Raw genomic sequence first — 19,731 nt, forward strand, 5'->3', positions numbered from 1 at the left:
CTTAGCATAGTCGCCGTGGAGTCAGGAAGCCGAAAGCACATTCTGATCACCTTCGGGCGGTCGTTCCTCACGCTCAATCTGGCCCGGCTCCTGGCGGCCGCCGGGCATCAGGTCAGCGTCGCCGACAGCGTGCCCGTCGCCGTCAGCCGGTACTCGAAAGCTGTCACCGTCTTTCACCGGGTGAGCCCGCCGAAGTATCGGCCGCAGGAGTACTGCCGAGAGATCGCCGCCATCGTCGACGCCGAGAGCATCGACATGGTGATCCCGATCCACGAGGAGACCGACATCCTCTCCATGATGGCGGGGCTGTTCCCGCTCTCCTGCGACTTGTTCCTTTCGGACTTCGAGACCGAGGACATGCTGCACAACAAGCTTTCCTTTCAGCAGGCGCTGGCCGACTGGGGGATCCCGACTCTGAAGTTCGCGCGGATCGCCCGGCCGGACGACGTGGCGGCGCTGGACTTCGACACCCCGTTCGCGGTGAAGCAGGCGTATTCGCGGGGCTCGCAGGAGGTCTACAAAGCGAATCCGGGAGATCGACTGGAGCAGTTGACCTTCGATCCCGCCAATCCGTGGATCGCACAGGAATGGCTCGAGGGCGAGCGGTACTGCACGTACTCGGTCTGCCGCGACGGCGAGGTGTTCGCGCATGCGACCTATCCGGTGCGCTACGCGATCGGTGGATCGTCGTGCCTCACCTTTGAGCAGGTGGACCACCCGGGCATCGTCGAGTGGGTGCGCGACGTGGTCAAGCGGACCGGATTCACCGGTCACCTCGGCTTCGACTTCATCGACCATCCCGAGCGCGGGCTGTACACCATCGAGTGCAACCCGCGGGGTACCAGCGGAATCATGATGTTCACGCCGGAGAACCGGGTCGACCGGGCCTTCTTCGGCGAGAACGACGCCCTGATCACGCCGCCGCTGAACCGGGTGCGGATGATCGGGATCGGCATGGCGCTCTACGGATGGCGTAGGGATTCGTTGCCGGACAACAGCTTCCGGAAGTTTCTCGCCGAGTTCCGGCGGGCCGACGACGTAATCGCCGAGAAGGGTGACATGGGGCCCGCGGCCATGCTGCTGCCCGCCTACGGCAACATCCTGCGCAACTGCGTCAAGTATCGCGTCGGAATCCAGGGCGGCTTCATGCACGACCACGAGTGGGACGGCCACCAGATCTAGCTCCGCCACGCTAGCTCAGGACTCTGCTACGCGTCGGCCCTTCGACCGCGCGTCGTCGCAGGCTCCGCCACGCTAGCTCAGGACTCTGCTACGCGTCGGCCCTTCGACAGCGTGTCGTCGCAGGCTCCGCCACGCTAGCTCAGGACTCTGCTACGCGTCGGCAGAATTCGACGATGCGGGCGGTCGCGGTGCGGTCGGGATCGAGCATCAGCCCGCCGTGCGAGAGGCCGTTGATCTGCAGGAACTCCGCGCCCTGGGCGCCGATCATCTCCGCGGCGGCCCGGCTGGTGGCCGGGGGGAAGAAGAGGTCGTTCTCGTAGGCGATCACCAGGGCGGGGACGTCGATCGCGGAGAGCCGCTCGCGGGTCGGCTCGCCGTCGAGCATCCACGCCTGGGAGGCCGCCAGTTGTCCGTGCTGGCCGTCCTTGTTCGACCATGAACTCTCGCCGTGCATCAGCATCTCGTGCCAGACGCGGACCGTCTCGCCGTTCTGCAGGTCCGCCGGGGCCAGGGTCGTCATCATCGTCTCGAAGGCCGCGACCGTCTTCGGCACCTCGCCGAGCCGCTCGAAGAGACCGAGCTCCATCTCGTTGACCAGCTTGCCGATCTCCGACGACGCCAAGCCGGCGCACAGCACGATGCCGCGTGCGGTCCCCGGGCGTCGTTCCAGGAGCGCCTGCGTCACATAGCAACCCATCGAGTAGCCCACGATCACGGCGCTCCCCACCCCGAGATGATCGAGGAGCAGCGCGGCGTCGTCGGCGAGCTCGGCGATCCGGTAGGGCGGGGGCGGGGCATCGGAGGGTTTGACGCCGCGTGCGGAGTACGAGATCACCCGGAATCCGGCGTCGACCAGAGCCTGGGTCACTCCGGCGTAGTCCCAGGTGGCCTTCGGCATGCCCAGGCCGGCGTTGAGCAGGACCGCCGGCCCGTCGCCGCGCACAGACACCCCCAGTCCGATTCCGGTGGGCAGGACTATGCGTTCGGTGTCAGACACGGATGCGAGTGTATGGAAGCGTGACCCCGACCGCAGGCATGATGGCGGGGTGATCGTTGTGGAGCATCTGACCAAGACCTACGGCAGCCTGACCGCGGTCGACGACGTGTCGTTCACCTGCCTGCCCGGACAGGTCGTCGGCTTCCTGGGGCCCAACGGCGCCGGGAAGTCGACCACCCTGCGCATGCTCACCGGGCTGACGCCGATCACGTCGGGCCGCGCCACCATCGGCGGCTACGACTACCGGGACATCCCGAACCCGGCGATGCAGGTGGGCACTCTGCTGGACGCGTCAGCGTTCCACAGCGGACGCACGGCGCTCGAGACGCTCCGGTTGAGCGCCCGGACGATGGGGCTCGACGACTCCCGGGTGCGGCAGATGCTCGACGTCGTCGGGCTCACCTCGGTCGAGGCGTCGCGCCGCATCGGGAACTATTCCCTCGGCATGCGGCAGCGCCTCGGCGTGGCGTGCGCGCTGCTCGGCGATCCGGCGGTGCTGATCCTGGACGAACCGGTCAACGGGCTCGATCCGGCGGGCATCCACTGGATGCGCGGGGTGTTGCGTGGATTCGCCGATGCCGGCGGCACTGTGCTGCTGAGCTCGCACCTGCTGCACGAGATCGAGTTGATCGCCGATCACATCGTGGTGATCGGGCACGGCCGGGTGATGGCGCAGGGCGCCACCGCCGATCTGGCCGGGGTGCCCGGCACCCGGGTTCAGTCCACGGACGACGCCGAGCTCGCGGCGGTGCTGACTGCTGCGGGGTTGGTGTGCCGGCCGGACGCCGACGGCGGTCTGTACGTCGAAGCCGAACCCGGCGACGTCGGTGCGGCGGTGGCGCAGACGCAGATCGTGCTCACCGAACTGCGCCGGGCCGGGACCGGCAACCTGGAGCGCATGTATCTCGAACTGACCGCGGGTGCCCAGCGCGGCGGATTCGCACCGCCCGGCGGCCGCCCGGGATTCGCGGCGCCGGCAGCTGCCGGATTCGCGCCGACCGGACCGTACCCGCCGCCCGGTCCGCCGCCGTCGGGCGGATACCCGCCTCCCGGGGGCGGATATCCGCCCCCGGCCGGCCCCACCTACCCCGGAGGTCTCGCATGAGCGCCCCGATGACTGCTCGGACGATCGATCCGCACGCTCCCGGAATCCCGTTCGGGCGCGAACTGGTCGTCGAACTCCGCAAGCTGGTCGGCACGCGCGGACCGTGGATCCTGCTCGGCGTGATGGGCGTGATCTGGCTGATCGTGATCGCCGTGGTGCTCGGCGTGCCGGAGAATCCGATGACGTTCGGATCCACCCTCAACGGATTCGGGATCACATCCAGGATCTTCGTGGGCGTCCTGGCGATCCTGCTGGTGACCTCCGAATGGGGGCAGCGCGCCGTGCTCACCACGTTCACGCTGGAGCCGCGCCGGGAACGAGTGCTGGCCGCCAAGCTGTGTGCGGCACTGCTCGGCGCACTGGTGGTCTTCGCTCTCGGGGTCGCTCTGGCCGCGCTCGTGACGGCGATGCGCGGTGGCTCGTTCGGCGGTGCCGACGAGGCGCTCCGCTATTACGGGATCCGGGCGCTGTTCGACCTGCTGATGGCGTTCGCGATGGCCATGGCGGTACTCAACACCGCCGGCGCGGTGGTCGCCTATCTGGTGCTCCCGGAAGTGGTCGTGCCGGCGATCCTGTTCTTCGGGTCCGTGGCCGCATCCGACGACTACGGACGAGACAGCCTGTTCCGGAGCGTCGGCCCGTGGATCTACCCGCAGGAGTCGATGTCGGTTCTCCAGAGTGCCAACCCCGGCGCCCAGGGGTGGGCGCAGATTCTGGTCTGCGCGGTGATCTGGATCGGGCTGCCCGGCGCCCTCGGCGTGTACCGGGTGATGACGTCCGAGGTGAAGTGAGGTCTCGACTCCGCTCGACCATTGTGGGCACGTGAGGCCGGGTGGTCGTGTGTGTCCGGGTGGTCGCGTGAGTCCGGGTGGTCGCGTGAGTCCGGGTGGTCGCGTGAGTCCAGCTGATCGAGCGGAGTCGAGATCTCCTCAGGCGGACGCCTCGAGGATCATTGTCACCGCCATGCCGCTGCCCGCGCAGATCGAGATGAGGCCTCGGCCGGATCCCTTGCGGTGCAGCAGTTTCGCCAGTGTCGCGGTGATACGGCCGCCGGTGGCGCCGAACGGGTGGCCGGTGGCGAGCGACCCGCCGGTCACATTCAGCCGGTCACGGTCGATCTCGCCGAGCTCCTCGTCGCGGCCCAGCTCGGTGCGGCAGAAGTCGGCGTCGTTCCACGCCGCGAGGGTCGACAGCACCTGAGAGGCGAAGGCCTCGTGGATCTCGTAATAGTCGAAATCCTGCAGGGAGAGAGCGTTGCGGCGCAGCAGCTCGCTCACGGCGTACACCGGTGCCATCAGGACCCCTTGCGTCTTCGGGTCGCCGTCGACGTAGTCCACCGCCCAGCTCTGCGCGTCGACGATGCGGGCCAGCGGCGTGAGACCGCGTTCGGCGGCCCACTGCGGTGAGCCCAGCAAGACCGCCGAGGCTCCGTCGGTGAGCGTCGTCGAGTTGGCCGCGGTCATGGTGCCGTCGGCGCCGAAACACGGTTTCAGGGCGGCCAGTCGTTCCGCGGTGAGGCCGCGCCGCAGATTGTCGTCCTCGCTGAGCCCGGCGAAGGGTGTCAGCAGGTCGTCCAAGAACCCGTCGTCGTACGCGGCCGCCAGCTTGGCGTGTGAGTTCAGGGCGATCCGGTCCTGATCGTCGCGGCGGATTCCCCACGCTGCGCCGGTGATGGCCTGTGCGGCGCCGGGAACCAGGTCGGTCCGGCGCTCGGCCGGACTCGGCACGTCGAAGTCCAGGGCCGCGGTGAGCATGGTCTGGTTGGTCTCGTCGAGGTAGGCCCCGTTCGAGCGGGCGAACGGAATGCGATTGCCGCCGAGAACGTAGACGTCGGTCAGGTGCTGGGTTGCCATGAACCGTGACATTAAGCGATGGCATCGTGACCGATTTCCCCGCGCCCCACGCTTTACCTGCGGGTAGCCGATAGTGTCCCGGACGTGAGCGCGCTGACAGACCTCCTGAGCCCGGAAGCCGTAGCGCTGGACGTCGCGGCGGGCGACTGGCGCGCCGCGATCTCTGCCGCTGGTGACCTCCTGACCACGACCGGCGTGACCACCGACGTCTACACGCGGGAGATGATCGACTCGGTCGTGGAGAAGGGGCCGTACATCGTGATCGCCCCCGGGTTCGCCTTCGCGCACGCGCGACCGTCGCCCGCAGTCCACCGGACCGGGATGTCCTGGGTGCGCCTGGCCGCCCCGGTCGAGTTCGGGCACAAGACCAACGACCCCGTCGGGCTCGTCGTCGCGCTCGCCGCCACCGACGCGCAAGCGCACACCCGCGCGATGGCGGAGCTGGCGAGAGTGCTCGGCGATCCGGAACGGCGAGCTGCTCTCGACGTCGCGCAGACACCGGCGGCGGTACTCGCGATTCTCGGCCCGAACCAGTCGGAGACGGCGGGTGCCCCAGCCGATGTCGCCGCGGATCGGCCCGCGTCCGCCGCCGAATCGGGGCGTCGGACCAACAACAAGATCCTCACCGTGTGCGGCAACGGCCTGGGCACCAGCCTGTTCCTCAAGAACACGCTGGAGAAGGTGCTGAGCGACTGGGGCTGGGCACCGTTCATCACCGTCGAGGCCACCGACACCATCTCGGCCAAAGGCAAGGCCAAGGAGGCCGATCTGATCCTCACCTCCGGAGAGATCGCCAAGACTCTGGGCGACATCGGCGTGCCGGTGACCGTGATCGAGAACTTCACCAGCCCCGCAGAGCTCGACGCCGCGCTGCGTGCGAACTACGACGTCTGAGAGCCGAAGCCATGAATGTGATCGCAACCATCGCGGAATTCGTCGTCAACGAGATTCTGGCGGTCCCGGCGTATCTGATCGGCATCATCACCGCGGTCGGTCTGATCGCCTTGCGCAAGACCGTCGGCCAGGTGATCGGCGGTGCGCTCAAGGCGACCCTCGGCTTTCTGCTGATCGGGGCCGGTGCGACCCTCGTCGTCGCGTCGCTCGCACCGCTCGGCGTGATGCTGCAGGGCTCCACCAGCTCGCACGGCGTGGTGCCTACCAATGAGGCGATCGTCGGCATCGCCCAGGACACCTATGGTGCCCAAGTCGCGTGGCTGATGATCCTCGGCTTCGTGTTCAGCTTGGTGCTCGCGCGCTTCACGCCGCTGCGGTACGTGTTCTTGACCGGTCATCACACCCTGTTCATGGCGACTCTGCTGACGATCGTGCTGGCGACCACAGGTATGAACGCCTTCAGCGTGGTGGTGATCGGCGGTGTGCTGCTGGGTGTGGTGATGGTGTCGCTGCCGGCCATCTCTCAGCCGTGGACCAAGCGGGTCACCGGCGACAACACGATCGCGATCGGTCACTTCGGCACGCTCGGCTACGTGGTGGCCGGCGTCGTCGGCCGGTACACCGGCGGCAAGCGGAGCCGCTCCACCGAGGATCTGAAGCTGCCCGAGTCGCTGCGCTTCCTGCGTGACTCGATGGTGGCGACGGCGCTCTCGATGGTGCTGATGTACGTCATCGTGTCGCTGATCTACGTCGGCCGGGTCGGGAGCACCGAGGCCTATCTCGCCTACGCCGATGCGGACGGCGCAGGAGGCGCCACCGGCATGGGCAACTTCATCATGAACGGGGTGACGCAGGGTCTGAGTTTCGGCGTCGCCGTCGCGGTGATCCTCTTCGGTGTCCGCACCATCCTGGGCGAGCTGGTTCCGGCCTTCCAGGGCATCGCCGAGCGGGTCGTTCCCGGAGCCGTGCCGGCGCTGGATGCGCCGATCGTGTTCCCATACGCGCAGAACGCCGTGCTCATCGGATTCCTGTCCAGCTTCGCGGCCGGCCTTGTCGGACTCGGAGTGCTGTCGCTGTGGCTGGGGCCGGCCTTCGGCTGGGCGCTGGTGCTGCCCGGTCTGGTGCCGCACTTCTTCACCGGCGGCGCCGCGGGCGTCTACGGCAACGCCACCGGTGGGCGGGTCGGTGCGATCAGCGGTGGCTTCGCCAACGGCCTCATCATCACCTTCCTGCCGGCGCTCCTGGTCAGTGTCCTGGGCAGCTTCGGTGAGGAGAACACCACCTTCGGCGACGCCGACTTCGGTTGGTATGGCCTGCTTCTGGGCAGTGCGGGCAAGATCGGCGGCTGGCCGGGCGTGCTCGTCATGCTGCTCATCGGCGCGCTGATCCTGGCGCTGGCGATCGTCGTGCAGAAGAAGCTGGTCGAGACCGACTGGGATCCGTCGCCCGGGCGGCCGCTGCCCGGCGCCGGTGATCCGCCCGGCCCGGGGAATCCGGACATGGTGCCCGGTGGCACGAAGTATGCGAAGATCCCGCCGCCCGCCGGAGCCCCGAAGCCGCCGCCTCCGCCCTCGTGAGTAGGACCTCCATCGGGGGCGGCCGGCCCTGCCCGATTTCTGCATTCCGGTATAGTGACGTCGTTCACATTTCTATCGTGTGAGCACGGTCGGGCGATGCGATCGACAGAAGCGGTCGCACCCGGCTCTCTCACTGTGGAGGTTCACTCTTGAAGAAGTCAGCACTCGTGGCGGGCGCGTTCTCGCTGATGTTGGTCCTGGGAGCATGCGGTTCTGGCGACTCGGACGACAAGGCGGCAGAGAGCTCGCATCCGTCGTCACACCATTCGACATCCGTGACGACCGAGACGGAGACCGAGACGCCGCAGACCCCGGCGGCGACCAAGACGCCGGCGGAGCCGCGGGCGACTCCGCAGCCCGAGCAGGACGACGATCCGGGTGGGCATCCCTGCACCGATCAGAGCGGGGCTCCCGGGCACCTCATCCCGACCGATGACGGGCACTGGGTCTGTGAGATCACCGGGGACGCTCCGCAGATCGCCGGTCGTCACCAGGATCACGACGACGACCCGGGTGGGCATCCGTGCACCGACCAGAGCGGTGCTCCCGGACACCTGATCGCCACCACCGACGGGCACTGGATCTGTGAGATCACCGGAGACGCTCCGCAGAGCTGACGCCGGTCAGGATGACCGAAATCGAGGGGGTCCGCGGGCGATATGCCGGGGTGGACTCCCTCGATTCGCGCACATCCTGACCTTCCGGGGGTGATTCCGGGTCCCGCTGATCGAGTCGGGGTCTCGATACGCCGACGCTCACTTCGTTCGCTCCGGCTACTCGACCACCAAGGTTGGTGGCCTCCGACGACCCGAACGGTGCGCTCGAACAGCAGTGGGGTGGCGGGACCGAACGGTCCGTTCGAACACCAGTGGGGTGAAGCGGGACTCAGCGCACGGGGTCGATGCAACTCGACGGCGCCGCGACCAGGGAGCAGAACTGGGCGGGGCGGCTCGGCCGGTAGCGCGGGTCGACGCCGTTGGCCTCGGCGATCTCGCGGAAGGCTTTGACCGCGGCGGTGGGGCGGCGAGTGAGGGTGGGGTCGGTCTTGACGTCTACCAGGTAGAGCCCGAAGCGGGGTGTGTAGCTGCCCCACTCGTAGTTGTCGGTCAGCGACCAGTAGTGGAAGCCGATCACGTTCATGCCATCGGCGCGGGCGCGCTGAGTCCAGTACACGAGGTCGCGCAGGTGGTCGTCGCGGCGGTAGCCGTCCGGCCGCGGCCTGCCGTTCTCGGTCGGCATGCCGGTCTCCACGACGTACAGTGGCAGCCCGGGGAAGCGGCGGGAGTAGTCCCGGAACGCGTAGTACAGCCCGTCGGCGGAGACTGGAGCCTTCCAGGACTCGTCGGCCACGATGTACGCCGCACCGAGGTCGGTGGGCGTCACCGAGTAGTAGTAGTCGATCCCGACGAAGTCGAGCTTGTCGCGGACGCGGTTCAGAAAGAGCCGGTCGAGCTCGGGCTGGACGGCGGGGATGTACGCAGTGTTCGACGACACCATCGCGCCGGGGTCGCGGTGGTGGATGTGGTCGTAGATCGCGCGGTGCACGTGTACCAGCCGGTCGAACATCGCCGGCGTCTGGTCCGGTGCGATGCCGCCGAAGCGGACCTCCTGCATCACGTAGGCGGCGGGCTCGTTCACGGTGATCCACAGCGGCCGATGCTTGGCGTACCGGTCGACCACCCGCCGCTGGTGGGTGAGCCAGGCGTGCGGGGTGCGGGGGTCGGCCCAGCCGCCGCGGTCGGCGATCCAGCCCGGGTACACCCAGTGGTCGAGGGTGAGCATCGGCCGCATCCCGGCGGCGACGATGGCGTTCACGACGTCGTCGTAGTACGCGAGCTCGCGCTGATCGACCTTTCCGGGACGCGGTTCGATGCGCGCCCACTCGACGCCGATCCGGAAGACCTTCATCCCCATCGCCTGGGCGCGGGCGATGTCTTCGCGGTAGCGGTGGCGGAAGTCGACGGCGGTGCCGACGTCGTCGTGCGTCCTGCCCGACCGCGCGTAGCGGCGCCAGTTGCTGTCGGGCGAGGACCCCTCGACCTGGAATCCCGACGAAGAGACGCCCCAGAGGAAGTCGTGCGGCAGCGCAGCGGGATCGGCCTGCGCCGGCGAGACGGGGCGGACCGGGACCGCGAGCAGCAGGCAGGCGACGGCGAGCGCGAGCACAGTGCGGGCGGTGTCGACGGCGGTCGCGGTACCTCGCATGGAGCGAGTCTTGCGCACCCGGCCACCGGATGTCGCGAAAATCGCGGGATCGCGAGGCCGCCGACGGTCAGCGCGGCCTAATTCAGAGCAGGACGCCGGGGTTGAGGATGCCGTGCGGGTCGAGGGCGTTCTTGACGGTGGCGGTCAGGTCCATCACGTCGTCGCCCAGCTGCGCGGGCAGCCAGCCCTTCTTCAGCCGGCCGACCCCGTGTTCCCCGGTGATCGTTCCGCCCATCTCGACGGCCAGGCCCATCACCTGGTCGAAAGCCAGTTGCGCGCGGCGCGCTTCGTCGTCGTCTGTCGGGTCGAAGACGATGAGCGGGTGGGTGTTGCCGTCGCCGGCATGCGCGATCACCGCGATGGTCACGCCGTTGTCGGCGGCGATGGCGGCGACGCCGTCGACCAGATCGGGCAGGGCGGGCAGCGGTACGCCGACGTCCTCCAAGAGGAGCGAGCCCTTCTTCTCGACGGCCGGAATCGCGACGCGGCGAGCCTGGGTGAAGGCCTCGCCCTCGGCGGGGTCGTCGGTGGTGAAGACCTCGCCGGCCCGGTTGGCGTGGAAGGCCTCCTCGATCAGGGCGATCTCGGCGGCACCGGCCGGTCCGGGTGCGTCGGACTGGGCGATCAGCATGGCACCCGCATTGCGGTCGAGCCCCATTCTCAGCAGGTCTTCAACGGCGTTGATCGACGTCGAGTCCATGAACTCCAGCATCGCCGGACGGGTCCGGGCGGTCACCGCGACCACCGCGCGGCTCGCATCGTGGACGGTCGGAAAAATGCCGACGACGGTGCAGGCCGGGGCCTGCGGCGGCAACAGCCGCACGGTGACCTCGGTGATGATCCCGAGGAGGCCCTCGCTGCCGACGAAGAGTCGGGTCAGCGAGAGCCCGGCGCTGTCTTTGAGCTGTTTGCCGCCGAGGCGGACGGCGCGGCCGTCGGCCAGCACCACCTCGAGACCGAGGACGTAATCGACTGTGACGCCGTATTTCACACAGCAGAGGCCGCCGGCGTTGGTGGCGGCGTTCCCGCCGATCGTGCAGATCTCGTACGACGACGGGTCCGGCGGATACCAGAGGTCGCGCTCGGCCGCGGCGGCCTTCACCTCGGCGTTGAACATGCCGGGCTTGCACACCGCGGTGCGGGTGGCGGTGTCGACGGCGATGCCGCGCATCTTCTCGGTGGTCAGCATGAGCGCGCCGTCGACGGCGGTGGCACCGCCGGAGAGGCTGGTGCCGGCGCCGCGCGTGACCACCGGCACCCCGTGTTCGGCGCACCAGCGGACGGTCGTCTGCACATCCTCGGTGACGACCGGGCGGACCAGGGCCAGCGGGGTGCCTGCCGACGGATCCTGGGCGCGGTCCTGCCGGTACGCGGCGAGGATGTCCGGATCGGTCACCACCATACCGTCCGGCAGGGCTGCGGACAGCGTGCTCACGTCGACCATGGATTCACCCTAGGCGGTTGAGCGGTCGCTCAGGCGGCCATCGCACCACGCTGTGCCGCCCAGTATTGTCGCGAGCACCGTCCGGAGCGCTGTTTGGAGGAGCCGTTCACCTGTTGGACGGTCGCCGGTCATCGGCCGGTGTCGCGGCTGTCACGGTTGCGACAACCGGTGTTGTCAGACTTCCGGTCGTGTCAGATTCCTTGCCTCCCAGCATCTCTCGTCGCACCCTGGTCGCCGTCGCGGGCACCGGTGCCGCCGGCCTCGCTGCCGCCCGTCTCGTCGGAGGGGACGGTGCGGCGCAGGCTAGGCCGTCCCGACAGCAGGCCTTCGCGCACGGAGTGGCCTCGGGAGACCCGCTGGCCGACCGCGTGATCCTCTGGACGCGGGTGACGCCGACACCGGCGGCGACGGCCGGATCCGGTCGCGGCCCGGCGACGACGGTGCGCTGGGAGATGTCGCCCTCGAAGGACTTCTCGACGGTGGCGTCGTCGGGAACGGCGACCACCGATGCGTCGCGCGACCACACCGTGAAGGTCGACGCAGGCGGCCTCGCCCCGAAGACGCGGTACTGGTATCGCTTCCGGGTGCTCGACGGTCCCGCGGCCGGGGCCGTCTCGCCGGTCGGCCGTACCCGGACAGCCCCGGCAGCGGCCGATGCCGTGGCCCGGGTCCGCTTCGGCGTCGCGAGCTGTTCCAACTGGGAGGCCGGCTACTTCGGGGCCTATCGGGAGCTCGCGCGCCGCACGGATCTGGACGCCGTCGTGCATCTGGGCGACTACATCTACGAGTACGGCGCCGGTGAGTACACCGGCAAGCACGGTCCGGTGCGCACGCACCGACCGGCCCACGACATCGTGTCGCTGGCCGACTACCGGATCCGGCACGCCCAGTACAAGACTGACCCGGACCTGCAGGCCGCGCACGCCGCCCACCCGTTCATCTGCACCTGGGACGACCACGAGTCGGCCGACAACGCCTACAAGAGCGGGGCGGAGAACCATGACCCGGCAACTCAGGGGCCGTGGCCGGTACGACGAGCTGCCGCCGAGCGCGCCTACTACGAATGGATGCCGGTGCGTCCGCAGGTGACCGACACCGGGCGGCATCTGTACCGGCGGCTGCGGTACGGGAAGCTGCTCGAGCTCTCCATGCTCGACTTGCGCACCTACCGCGACAAGCAGGCTCCGATCTCTCCGCGCGTCGACTCGCCGCGGACGAGCATCACCGGCCGCGCGCAGATGCAGTGGCTGACCGGGGGGATCGGGACCTCCGACACCACCTGGCAGATCATCGGCAATCCGGTGATGATCTCGCCGATCCTGGTGCCGCCCCTGGACGCCGAACGCGCCTCGATTCTCACCGAGCTGATCGGTCTGCCGCGCGGGGGAGTGCCGGCGAACACCGATGCGTGGGACGGTTACACCGCCGACCGGAACCGCCTGCTGTCGGCGATCGACCGCAGCGGGCGCCGGAACGCGGTCTTCCTCACCGGCGACATCCACATGTCGTGGGCGTGTGAGGTGCCGCGCGATCCGGGCCGATACCCGGAGGCCGGTGCCGTGGCGACGGAGTTCGTGGTGACGTCGGTGACCTCCAGCAACCTCGACGACATGGTCTCGGTGCCGGAGAGCACGCTCGGCGGACCGGCGTCGGCGGCGATCATGGCGAGTAACCGGAACACCCGCTGGGTCGACACCGATGCGCACGGTTACGCCGTTCTCACGGTCACCCCGGCCGCATCGCAGATGGACTGGTTCTTCACGGCGGACAAGGCCGCGCGGCGGGCGCCGTTCCGGCACGGCCAGTCGTGGCGGGTCGCCTCCGGCTCGCGTCGGCTGCAGAAGGTCGCACGTCCGGCCTGAGCGGACTGGCGGCAGGTGATCTCGACTCCGCTCGATCGGCGAGGAGGCGCTCGATCGGCGAGGAGGCGCTCGATCGGCGAGGAGGCGCTCGACCGGCGGGGAGCCGTCAGCCGATGATGATCGGCGGCAGGCCGGGGATAGGGTTCGGAATGGTCCGGCGGGGATTCGGTCGCGGCCGAGGACGAGGGGGCGTCCCCGGGCGGGCCTCGCTGGTCGACGGTGCCGCGCTGCTGCTCGACGTCGGTGGCGTGTAGCGCTTCATCTGCGCGCGGGCGGCGCGCAGATCGTCCGGAGCGACTGTGCTCGGCGAAGTCTCCGGGGTCGGCTCGGCCCCGGTCGGATCCGAGCTGGCCGGCGTGGCCAGCAGATCGGTGCCCGGATCGTCCTCGTCGTTCACGACGGTGACCGCCACCGCGGTGCCGGCCAGCGCAACCACCGCGAGCGCGGCGGCGGTGCCCATCACCTGGCGCCGGTGCCGTCGGCGCCGCGGGGCGGGCGGCTGGGTGAACGCGGTCGGCGTCTCCGGCGCGGCTGCGGCCCACGCGAGCGCGGTCGGCGCGTCGTCGACCGATTCCAGGACGTCGGTCCGGTCGTCGTCACCGCCGAAGGTCGCCGGAAACGCGTCGCCGGGAAGCAGCATCGCGAAGCCGCGTGCGGTGAGCGACTCCCAGAGGCCGGGCCAGGAATCGGTGCCGGGCCCGAGGAGTACCGCGGCTACCGGTTCGCGCCCGGCGAGTTCGACGATCATCCCGTGCGCCCGGTTGACCTCGGGCACGGTCGCCGCCATCGCGGTGTCGAGCGACACGGTCACCAGGCGGAGGTGCTCGGTGCCCATCAGCAGCACGCTGTCGCGCTCGATCAGCGTGTGCCGTGCCCGCCGGCACACGTCGGTGAGCTCGGCGAAGACCGCCGGTCGGTCGGCGTCCGGCACGGTCTCGCTGTCCCGCAGATACGAGGCGATCCGCACGTCCAGGACCGCCGGGGTGATCCGCGGCTCCATCACGGTCTCCTCGACGTCGAGCCGCCGGTCGACGCGGGCCGCCCACAAGCCGTCGTCGCCGAAGTCGAAGGCGAGCACCGCACCGGCGGCGGAGGCCGGGACGGTGAAGTCGTCGAGCCAGGCGGGGCGTCGGGAGGCGGGGGCGGTCATCGTCGTCGTCCGTCTTACCGCTGGGGGAAGTTCAGATACGCCTTCGACGGCGTCGGGCCGCGCTGGCCCTGGTACTTGGAACCCACACTGGCGGTGCCGTACGGGTTCTCGGCGGGTGAGGAAAGCCGGATCAGGCAGAGCTGTCCGATCTTCATCCCGGGCCACAGGGTGATCGGGAGGTTGGCCACGTTGGAGAGCTCGAGCGTGATGTGCCCGGAGAAGCCGGGATCGATGAAGCCCGCGGTGGAATGGGTGAGCAGCCCGAGCCGCCCGAGCGAGGACTTGCCTTCGAGGCGGCCGGCCAGATCCTCGGGGAGGCTGCACACCTCGAGGGTGGAGCCCAGCACGAACTCGCCGGGGTGCAGGACGAAGGGCTCACCTGCGGCCGGCTCCACGAGGCTGGTCAGCTCGTCCTGCCGCTGCGCCGGATCGATGTGCGTGTAGCGCGTGTTGTTGAAGACGCGGAACAGCCTGTCGAGGCGGACGTCGACGCTCGACGGCTGCACCAGCTCGGGGTCGTACGGATCGATGCCCAGACGCCCGGACCCGATTTCGGCGCGGATGTCGCGGTCTGAGAGCAGCACAACGTCGAGGTTAACCGATGATCGGCCCAGGTAGACAGTCGGCGTGCGTCCGCGGCGCCCGTCAGCCCGGCCGAGTTGGGGCCGGTGGGCGCACTGTGGTGCGCGGGGTTTGCTAGTGTGTGTTGCGCGAGGTCACAGCCTTGCGATGCCGATGTAGTTTAGTGGTAGAACATCAGCTTCCCAAGCTGAGAGTGCGGGTTCGATTCCCGTCATCGGCTCCACGAAATCCCCTGTTCAGGGCTGATTCTGGGCCCCATCCGCCGAGGGGTGGCCGATACGGCGGCGGCGTGCTCCGCTTTCGGGGAGGCTCCGTCGTTGCGGGCCGGCGCGGCGCGCCGTGCTATCGTCGCTCGTGGAGATAGCGGGTCGGGGCCGCTGACACTTCTGTCTGGGGGGATTTCGGTTGTCCGACGAACCGTGCCGGGATGATGCGCCGGACGACGGCGAGATGCTCGCACTCATCACCGCTGTCGGTGTTGCGCTGAACAGATCGTCGTATCCGGTCACCGAGACTGCGAAGGTCCTCCGCGAGATCTGCCGCGCGTACGACTTCGACGCCACCGCCCAGGTGTTCGCCACCTACATCGTCACCCTGGACGAGAAGAAGGGCGCCACCGAGATCGCGAACTCGGGTCCCGGCTTCCGGTTCGACCAGATCGCGGCCACCGAAGACGTGGTCCACCGGCTGCGCCACGCCGACGTCCCGGTGGCTGAAGCGCTGGCCACGCTGCGGAAGATCAGTTCGGCCCGCCCGCCCGTCAATCCGTTCCTGCGCATCGTCGGCTACATGCTCATGGCGCTGGGCTTCGCGTTCTGCTTCCGGATGAGCTTCGCGGCGTCGGTCGCCGCTGTGGTGGTGGCGATCCCGATCGCCGCGATCCAGATTTGGTTCAGTGCCAAGGGCGCCCTGGCCGCGTTGATGCCCTTCATGCTGACCTTCATCTCCGCGCTCGCCATCACGCTGTGGGCGGTGCACGGCGGCCTGCCGGACCCAGTCAGGGTCGCGGTGATCCCGGTGCTGACCCTGATCCCCGGAGCTATGCTGACCACCGCCCTGATCGAGCTCAGCGCCGGTGACCAGATCACCGGGTCCTCGCGCCTGGTGTACGCCCTGGTGGTGCTGATGTCGATGGCCTTCGGGCTGGCCCTCGCCATCGACTTGATCGGGATCGGGTCGCAGGATCTGCGCGATCTCACCTCGCAGCAGGCCCCGTACTGGGTGATGTGGGTGGCGGCGCCGGTGTACGCGGTCGGCAACCTGATGTACTTTTGTACGCCCCGCCGCGCGTGGTGGTGGACCGTCTTCTTCTGTTTCATCACTTTCTGGTTCACCAATCTCCTGCAGCACTGGATGAACGCCGCGTTCGCGGGCGGCGTGGGCATGGGCGCGGCGCTCCTGGCCTGCTGGGCGGTCAACGCGCACGACAAGAACCGGCCCAGCGTGCTGGTGATGTTCCTGCCCGCTTTCTGGCTCATGGTCCCCGGTTCGATGGGCTTCGTGGCGATCAGCGGCGCGATCACCCAAGACCATGCGCTCAGCTCGCTCGGGACCGGCGCCGCGCTGTCGCTGCTCAGCATGGCGATCTGCATGATGCTCGCCGCGGTCCTCGCCCCCGCCATCACGCGTCCGCTGCGGCTGCGCAGGTCCGCGCGGACGGGTACAGCCGCCTCCTGATCCGGAACTGGACCCGCGTCCCGGCGCCAACCGGCACGGTGAAGCCGCGGGAGTCGGGGAGACAGTTGGTCGGGGTGTAGCAGGCCCGAGGAGGGATTCTCTCGGGCCCGGCGAAACGCCTGACGTGGACCGTGCATCGTGTGAGAGTGGCACCGGATACAAAGGAGAATGGAGTATGCAGGACTCTGCGCTGATCGCTGTCGGCCTCCCGATCGCGCTCGCGATCATCATGTTCGGACTCGGTCTCTCGCTGACCGTCGGGGATTTCGCGCGCGTGGCGCGCTCGCCGAAGGCGGTGGTCGGCGCGCTGATCGTGCAGATCGTCGTGCTGCCGGCCGTGGCGTTCGGGCTGGTGCTCGCGTTCGACCTGCCTCCGTTGCTCGCCGTCGGTGTGATGCTGCTGGCGGCCTCGCCGGGCGGGACGACGGCCAACCTGTTCAGCCATCTGTTCCGCGGTGACGTGGCGCTGAACATCTCGCTGACCGCGATCAACTCGGTGCTGGCCGCGTTCACCATCCCGCTGATCACGAACCTGGCGATCGGCTACTTCGACGCCGACGGCGCCCTCGGCCTGCAGTTCGGCAAGGTCGCGCAGGTGATCGCCATCGTTCTGGTGCCGGTGGTCGTCGGCATGATCGTCCGGTCGCGCTGGGTCGACTTCGCCAAGGCCGCCGACAAGCCGGTGCGGATCTTCTCCATCATCGTGCTGGTCGCGGTGACCATCGGCGCGATCGTCGGCGAGCGCGACAACATCGTCGACTACATCCGCCAGGTCGGTGTGGTGACCGCGCTCTTCTGCCTGATCAGCCTCAGCTTCGGCTACGGTGTCGCACTGTTGCTCAAGCTCACGCGCGCGCAGGCGACGGCCATCTCGATGGAGATCGGCATCCACAACACCACCATCGCCCTGACCATCGCTCTGAGCGTGCTCGACAACCTGATGGTCGCGATCCCGGCGGCCGTCTATTCGATCCTGATGTACATCATCGCGCCGATCTTCGGCTGGGCGGTGAGCCGTCGCCGGATGGCGAGGGAGGCCGAATCGGTGGACCTGTCGCGTTAGTGCTGGACGTCGATGTCCAGCCCGCGGGGCGTCAGGAAGTAGACGATCGCTGCGGCGCCGAGCAGGATCACCGACCCGATCAGCCCGACCCGGGTAAGGGCGTCGGTGAACGACGACGCCGCCTGCGCCGCCAGGACCGGATCCCCGGTCTCCGCGGCGATCCGCAGAGCGGCGTTCAGCGACTGGTCCGCGCCGGGCACCGGCGAGGAGAGCTTGTCGCTGAAGATCACGGCGGCGATGGTCCCGAGCAGGGCGACGCCGAACACGTTGCCGAGGTCGTACGCGGTCTCCTCGATGGCGGCGGCGTTGCCTGCCTTCTCCTGGGGGCTGCCGGACATGATCATCGCCGAACCGATTGCGAGAGCGCCGGCCCCCGCGCCCTGCAGGACCATCGACACCGCGACCCAGCCGTACTCCAGCGGATCGGGCGAAGCCCACAGCAGCAGGAACCCGGCAGCCGGCAGTGCCAGCGCCAGGCCCATCACGGTGCGGACGCCGAGCAGGTCGACCAGCCATCGGGCCGCGATCGACGTCACGACGGCGCCGACGGCGAAGGGGAGCAGCCGGACCCCGGACTCGAGCGGACTGAAGTGTTCCACGCCCTGTAGCCACTGGGCCAGCAGCAGCAGACCGCCGCCCATCGCGAGCATGGAGAACAGTGCGGCCAGCACGCCGGCGGTCAGCTGCGGGCGCAGGAACAGCCGGACGTCGAGCAGCGGGTCGGGGCGGCGCAGGCACCGCCGGACGAAGGTCGTCAACAGCACGACCGCTGCGATCAGGGCGAGCCAGGCGGGACCGTTCGCGAGGCCGTCGTCGAGGAAGTGCTTGCCGAACTGCTTGATGGACCAGACCAGCGCGGCGACACCGCCGAGGGACAGCGCCGAGCCGGCGAAGTCCCAGCGGGCGGTGGTCTGCACTCGGGACTCGGGAAGCAGGAAGGCCGCCGCGACCAGGGCGAGGACCATCGGCGGGACGTTCACCAGGAAGGCCGAATGCCAGGAGAAGTGCTCCAGCAGGAAGCCGCCGATGATCGGGCCCACGGCCGCGCCGGCCGCGGACACCGCGGCCCAGACGCCGAGCGCCAGGGTGCGTTCGCGCGGGTCGACGAAGACCACCCGCAGCATCGACAGGGTGGTCGGCATGATCATGGCGCCGCCCAGGCCGAGGAGGGCGCGCAGAGCGATCACCGCGGCCGCCGAATCGGCCCACATCACCAGCAGCGAGGCGAGGGCGAAGAGGGTGAAGCCCGCCATCAGCAGGCGTCGTCGTCCGATGCGGTCGGCCAGGCCGCTCATCGAGATCAGCAGGCCGGCCAGGACCAGCGAGTAGGCGTCGACGATCCACAGTTGCTGTGCGGCGGAGGGCAGGAGATCGTCGGTGATCGACGGGAGTGCGACGTTGAGGACCGTCAGGTCCATGACGACGGTCAGCAGGGCGAGGGACAGCACGCCCAGCGCCGACCAGCGCCGCCACGCCGGGAGTTCGGCGGTCAGGGTGCCGTCGGATCTGATCTCGGGCGAGTACAGGAGGCTCATGGCTTACCTTCTTCGGGGACGGGCGCGGTGGGAGCGCTGAGCATGAGGGAGCGGGTCAGGTCTTCGACGAGGCTCAGATCGAGGGGCTCGTCCTGCAGCGCCGCGTGCATGCAGGCGCCGTCGACGAACACCGCCATGACAGTCGCCGTCCGGCGATCGGTCAGGGTGGCGAGGACGTCGACCAGCCCGGTGAACCAGCGGTGGCTGAGGGGCGCCAGTTCGGGCCGGGTGACGGCGGCGAGGTAGAGGGCGATCTCCGTGCGGACGCGATCTCCGTCGGTCAGGTAGTCGTGGAACAGTCGGGCCACCGACTCCGGCGTGCCGTCGCTGGCGGCGAGCAGCTCGGCGGACTCGGCCAGGTCCGCCTCGACCCTCTCGGCGAGTGCCTGGAGCGCCGCGGCCACGAGGTCGTCGAGGGAGGCGAAGTAGTACGTGGTGGAGCCGAGCGGGACTCCCGCGTGCTCGGCCACCCGGCGGTGGGTCAGCTTGCCGTCGCCGGAAGACAGCAGTTCTGCGGCGGCCGCGACGATCTGTTCTCGTCGTGCCGACGGGTCTCGAGTGGCCGGCGTCATGGTCGTCTCCTCAAGCGGTGGCAGCGGGTTGTG

The 19,731-nt window shown here is 69.1% G+C and carries 17 protein-coding genes and 1 tRNA gene; 10 read left to right on the forward strand and 8 right to left on the reverse strand.

Going from position 1 to position 19,731, the window contains the following annotated elements; all coding sequences use genetic code 11:
- The first annotated feature begins 15 nt into the window (after positions 1 to 15).
- The gene (locus C6V83_RS03030) at positions 16 to 1,182 is read left to right on the forward strand and encodes an ATP-grasp domain-containing protein (RefSeq protein WP_199832579.1); all 1,167 of its coding nucleotides are present in this window, start codon (positions 16 to 18) and stop codon (positions 1,180 to 1,182) included.
- Positions 1,183 to 1,321: 139 nt separating this feature from the next.
- Here C6V83_RS03030 and C6V83_RS03035 read toward each other — a convergent pair whose 3' ends face one another.
- A complete protein-coding gene (locus C6V83_RS03035) occupies positions 1,322 to 2,179 on the reverse strand; it encodes an alpha/beta fold hydrolase (protein ID WP_234353839.1) in 858 nt (285 codons plus the stop codon).
- Between the two features lie 49 nt (positions 2,180 to 2,228).
- Between C6V83_RS03035 and C6V83_RS03040 the strand changes: the two genes are divergently transcribed.
- Positions 2,229 to 3,284 (forward strand): ABC transporter ATP-binding protein, encoded by a 1,056-nt coding sequence (locus C6V83_RS03040; RefSeq protein WP_199832580.1) that lies wholly within the window; start codon positions 2,229 to 2,231, stop codon positions 3,282 to 3,284.
- Between the two features lie 8 nt (positions 3,285 to 3,292).
- Positions 3,293 to 4,075, forward strand: coding sequence for an ABC transporter permease (locus C6V83_RS03045; protein ID WP_159067428.1), 783 nt, complete (start codon positions 3,293 to 3,295; stop codon positions 4,073 to 4,075).
- A 138-nt stretch (positions 4,076 to 4,213) separates the two neighbouring features.
- Here C6V83_RS03045 and C6V83_RS03050 read toward each other — a convergent pair whose 3' ends face one another.
- Entirely contained in the window at positions 4,214 to 5,137 is a 924-nt protein-coding gene (locus C6V83_RS03050) for an acetyl-CoA C-acyltransferase (RefSeq protein WP_105943682.1), read from the reverse strand.
- Between the two features lie 84 nt (positions 5,138 to 5,221).
- Here C6V83_RS03050 and C6V83_RS03055 point away from each other — a divergent pair, with 84 nt between their 5' ends.
- The 3 genes from C6V83_RS03055 to C6V83_RS03065 all read left to right on the forward strand — a co-directional run bounded on the left by C6V83_RS03055 (position 5,222) and on the right by C6V83_RS03065 (position 8,225).
- Positions 5,222 to 6,031, forward strand: coding sequence for a PTS sugar transporter subunit IIA (locus tag C6V83_RS03055; protein ID WP_105941144.1), 810 nt, complete (start codon positions 5,222 to 5,224; stop codon positions 6,029 to 6,031).
- 11 nt (positions 6,032 to 6,042) lie between these two features.
- On the forward strand, positions 6,043 to 7,608 hold the full coding sequence (locus C6V83_RS03060) for a PTS ascorbate transporter subunit IIC (RefSeq protein ID WP_105941145.1): 1,566 nt from the start codon (positions 6,043 to 6,045) through the stop codon (positions 7,606 to 7,608).
- Between the two features lie 275 nt (positions 7,609 to 7,883).
- The gene (locus C6V83_RS03065; protein WP_159067429.1) at positions 7,884 to 8,225 is read left to right on the forward strand and encodes a hypothetical protein; all 342 of its coding nucleotides are present in this window, start codon (positions 7,884 to 7,886) and stop codon (positions 8,223 to 8,225) included.
- Between the two features lie 268 nt (positions 8,226 to 8,493).
- On the opposite strand, the gene C6V83_RS03070 is transcribed toward C6V83_RS03065, so the two are convergent.
- Together C6V83_RS03070 and C6V83_RS03075 are read right to left on the reverse strand one after the other, a co-directional pair.
- Positions 8,494 to 9,813, reverse strand: a complete 1,320-nt coding sequence (locus C6V83_RS03070; RefSeq protein WP_105941147.1) for a family 1 glycosylhydrolase — start codon at positions 9,811 to 9,813, stop codon at positions 8,494 to 8,496.
- An 82-nt stretch (positions 9,814 to 9,895) separates the two neighbouring features.
- Positions 9,896 to 11,257, reverse strand: a complete 1,362-nt coding sequence (locus tag C6V83_RS03075) for an FAD-binding oxidoreductase (RefSeq protein ID WP_105941148.1) — start codon at positions 11,255 to 11,257, stop codon at positions 9,896 to 9,898.
- A 188-nt stretch (positions 11,258 to 11,445) separates the two neighbouring features.
- Between C6V83_RS03075 and C6V83_RS03080 the strand changes: the two genes are divergently transcribed.
- Positions 11,446 to 13,119: an alkaline phosphatase D family protein gene (locus tag C6V83_RS03080; RefSeq protein WP_105941149.1), complete on the forward strand. Its 1,674-nt coding sequence runs from the start codon at positions 11,446 to 11,448 to the stop codon at positions 13,117 to 13,119.
- A 106-nt stretch (positions 13,120 to 13,225) separates the two neighbouring features.
- On the opposite strand, the gene C6V83_RS03085 is transcribed toward C6V83_RS03080, so the two are convergent.
- Both C6V83_RS03085 and dcd read right to left on the reverse strand, forming a co-directional pair.
- Entirely contained in the window at positions 13,226 to 14,269 is a 1,044-nt protein-coding gene (locus tag C6V83_RS03085) for a hypothetical protein (protein ID WP_105941150.1), read from the reverse strand.
- Positions 14,270 to 14,283: 14 nt separating this feature from the next.
- Positions 14,284 to 14,853: a dCTP deaminase gene (dcd, locus tag C6V83_RS03090; protein WP_105941151.1), complete on the reverse strand. Its 570-nt coding sequence runs from the start codon at positions 14,851 to 14,853 to the stop codon at positions 14,284 to 14,286.
- A gap of 147 nt (positions 14,854 to 15,000) precedes the next feature.
- On the opposite strand from dcd, the gene C6V83_RS03095 reads away from it, so the two are divergent.
- The 3 genes from C6V83_RS03095 to C6V83_RS03105 all read left to right on the forward strand — a co-directional run bounded on the left by C6V83_RS03095 (position 15,001) and on the right by C6V83_RS03105 (position 17,591).
- Positions 15,001 to 15,074, forward strand: a tRNA-Gly gene (locus tag C6V83_RS03095).
- 182 nt (positions 15,075 to 15,256) lie between these two features.
- Entirely contained in the window at positions 15,257 to 16,528 is a 1,272-nt protein-coding gene (locus C6V83_RS03100) for a threonine/serine exporter family protein (RefSeq protein ID WP_105941152.1), read from the forward strand.
- A gap of 175 nt (positions 16,529 to 16,703) precedes the next feature.
- On the forward strand, positions 16,704 to 17,591 hold the full coding sequence (locus C6V83_RS03105; protein WP_105941153.1) for a bile acid:sodium symporter family protein: 888 nt from the start codon (positions 16,704 to 16,706) through the stop codon (positions 17,589 to 17,591).
- Here the strand turns inward: C6V83_RS03105 and C6V83_RS03110 are convergent.
- Positions 17,588 to 19,126, reverse strand: coding sequence for an MFS transporter (locus tag C6V83_RS03110; RefSeq protein WP_105941154.1), 1,539 nt, complete (start codon positions 19,124 to 19,126; stop codon positions 17,588 to 17,590). The genes C6V83_RS03105 and C6V83_RS03110 overlap by 4 nt on opposite strands.
- On the reverse strand, positions 19,123 to 19,698 hold the full coding sequence (locus tag C6V83_RS03115) for a TetR/AcrR family transcriptional regulator (protein ID WP_105941155.1): 576 nt from the start codon (positions 19,696 to 19,698) through the stop codon (positions 19,123 to 19,125). Before C6V83_RS03115 ends, C6V83_RS03110 begins: the two co-directional genes overlap by 4 nt.
- Between the last annotated feature and the right edge of the window lie 33 nt (positions 19,699 to 19,731).

It is taken from the genome of Gordonia iterans, assembly GCF_002993285.1.
GTDB classification, from domain to species: Bacteria; Actinomycetota; Actinomycetes; order Mycobacteriales; family Mycobacteriaceae; genus Gordonia; species Gordonia iterans.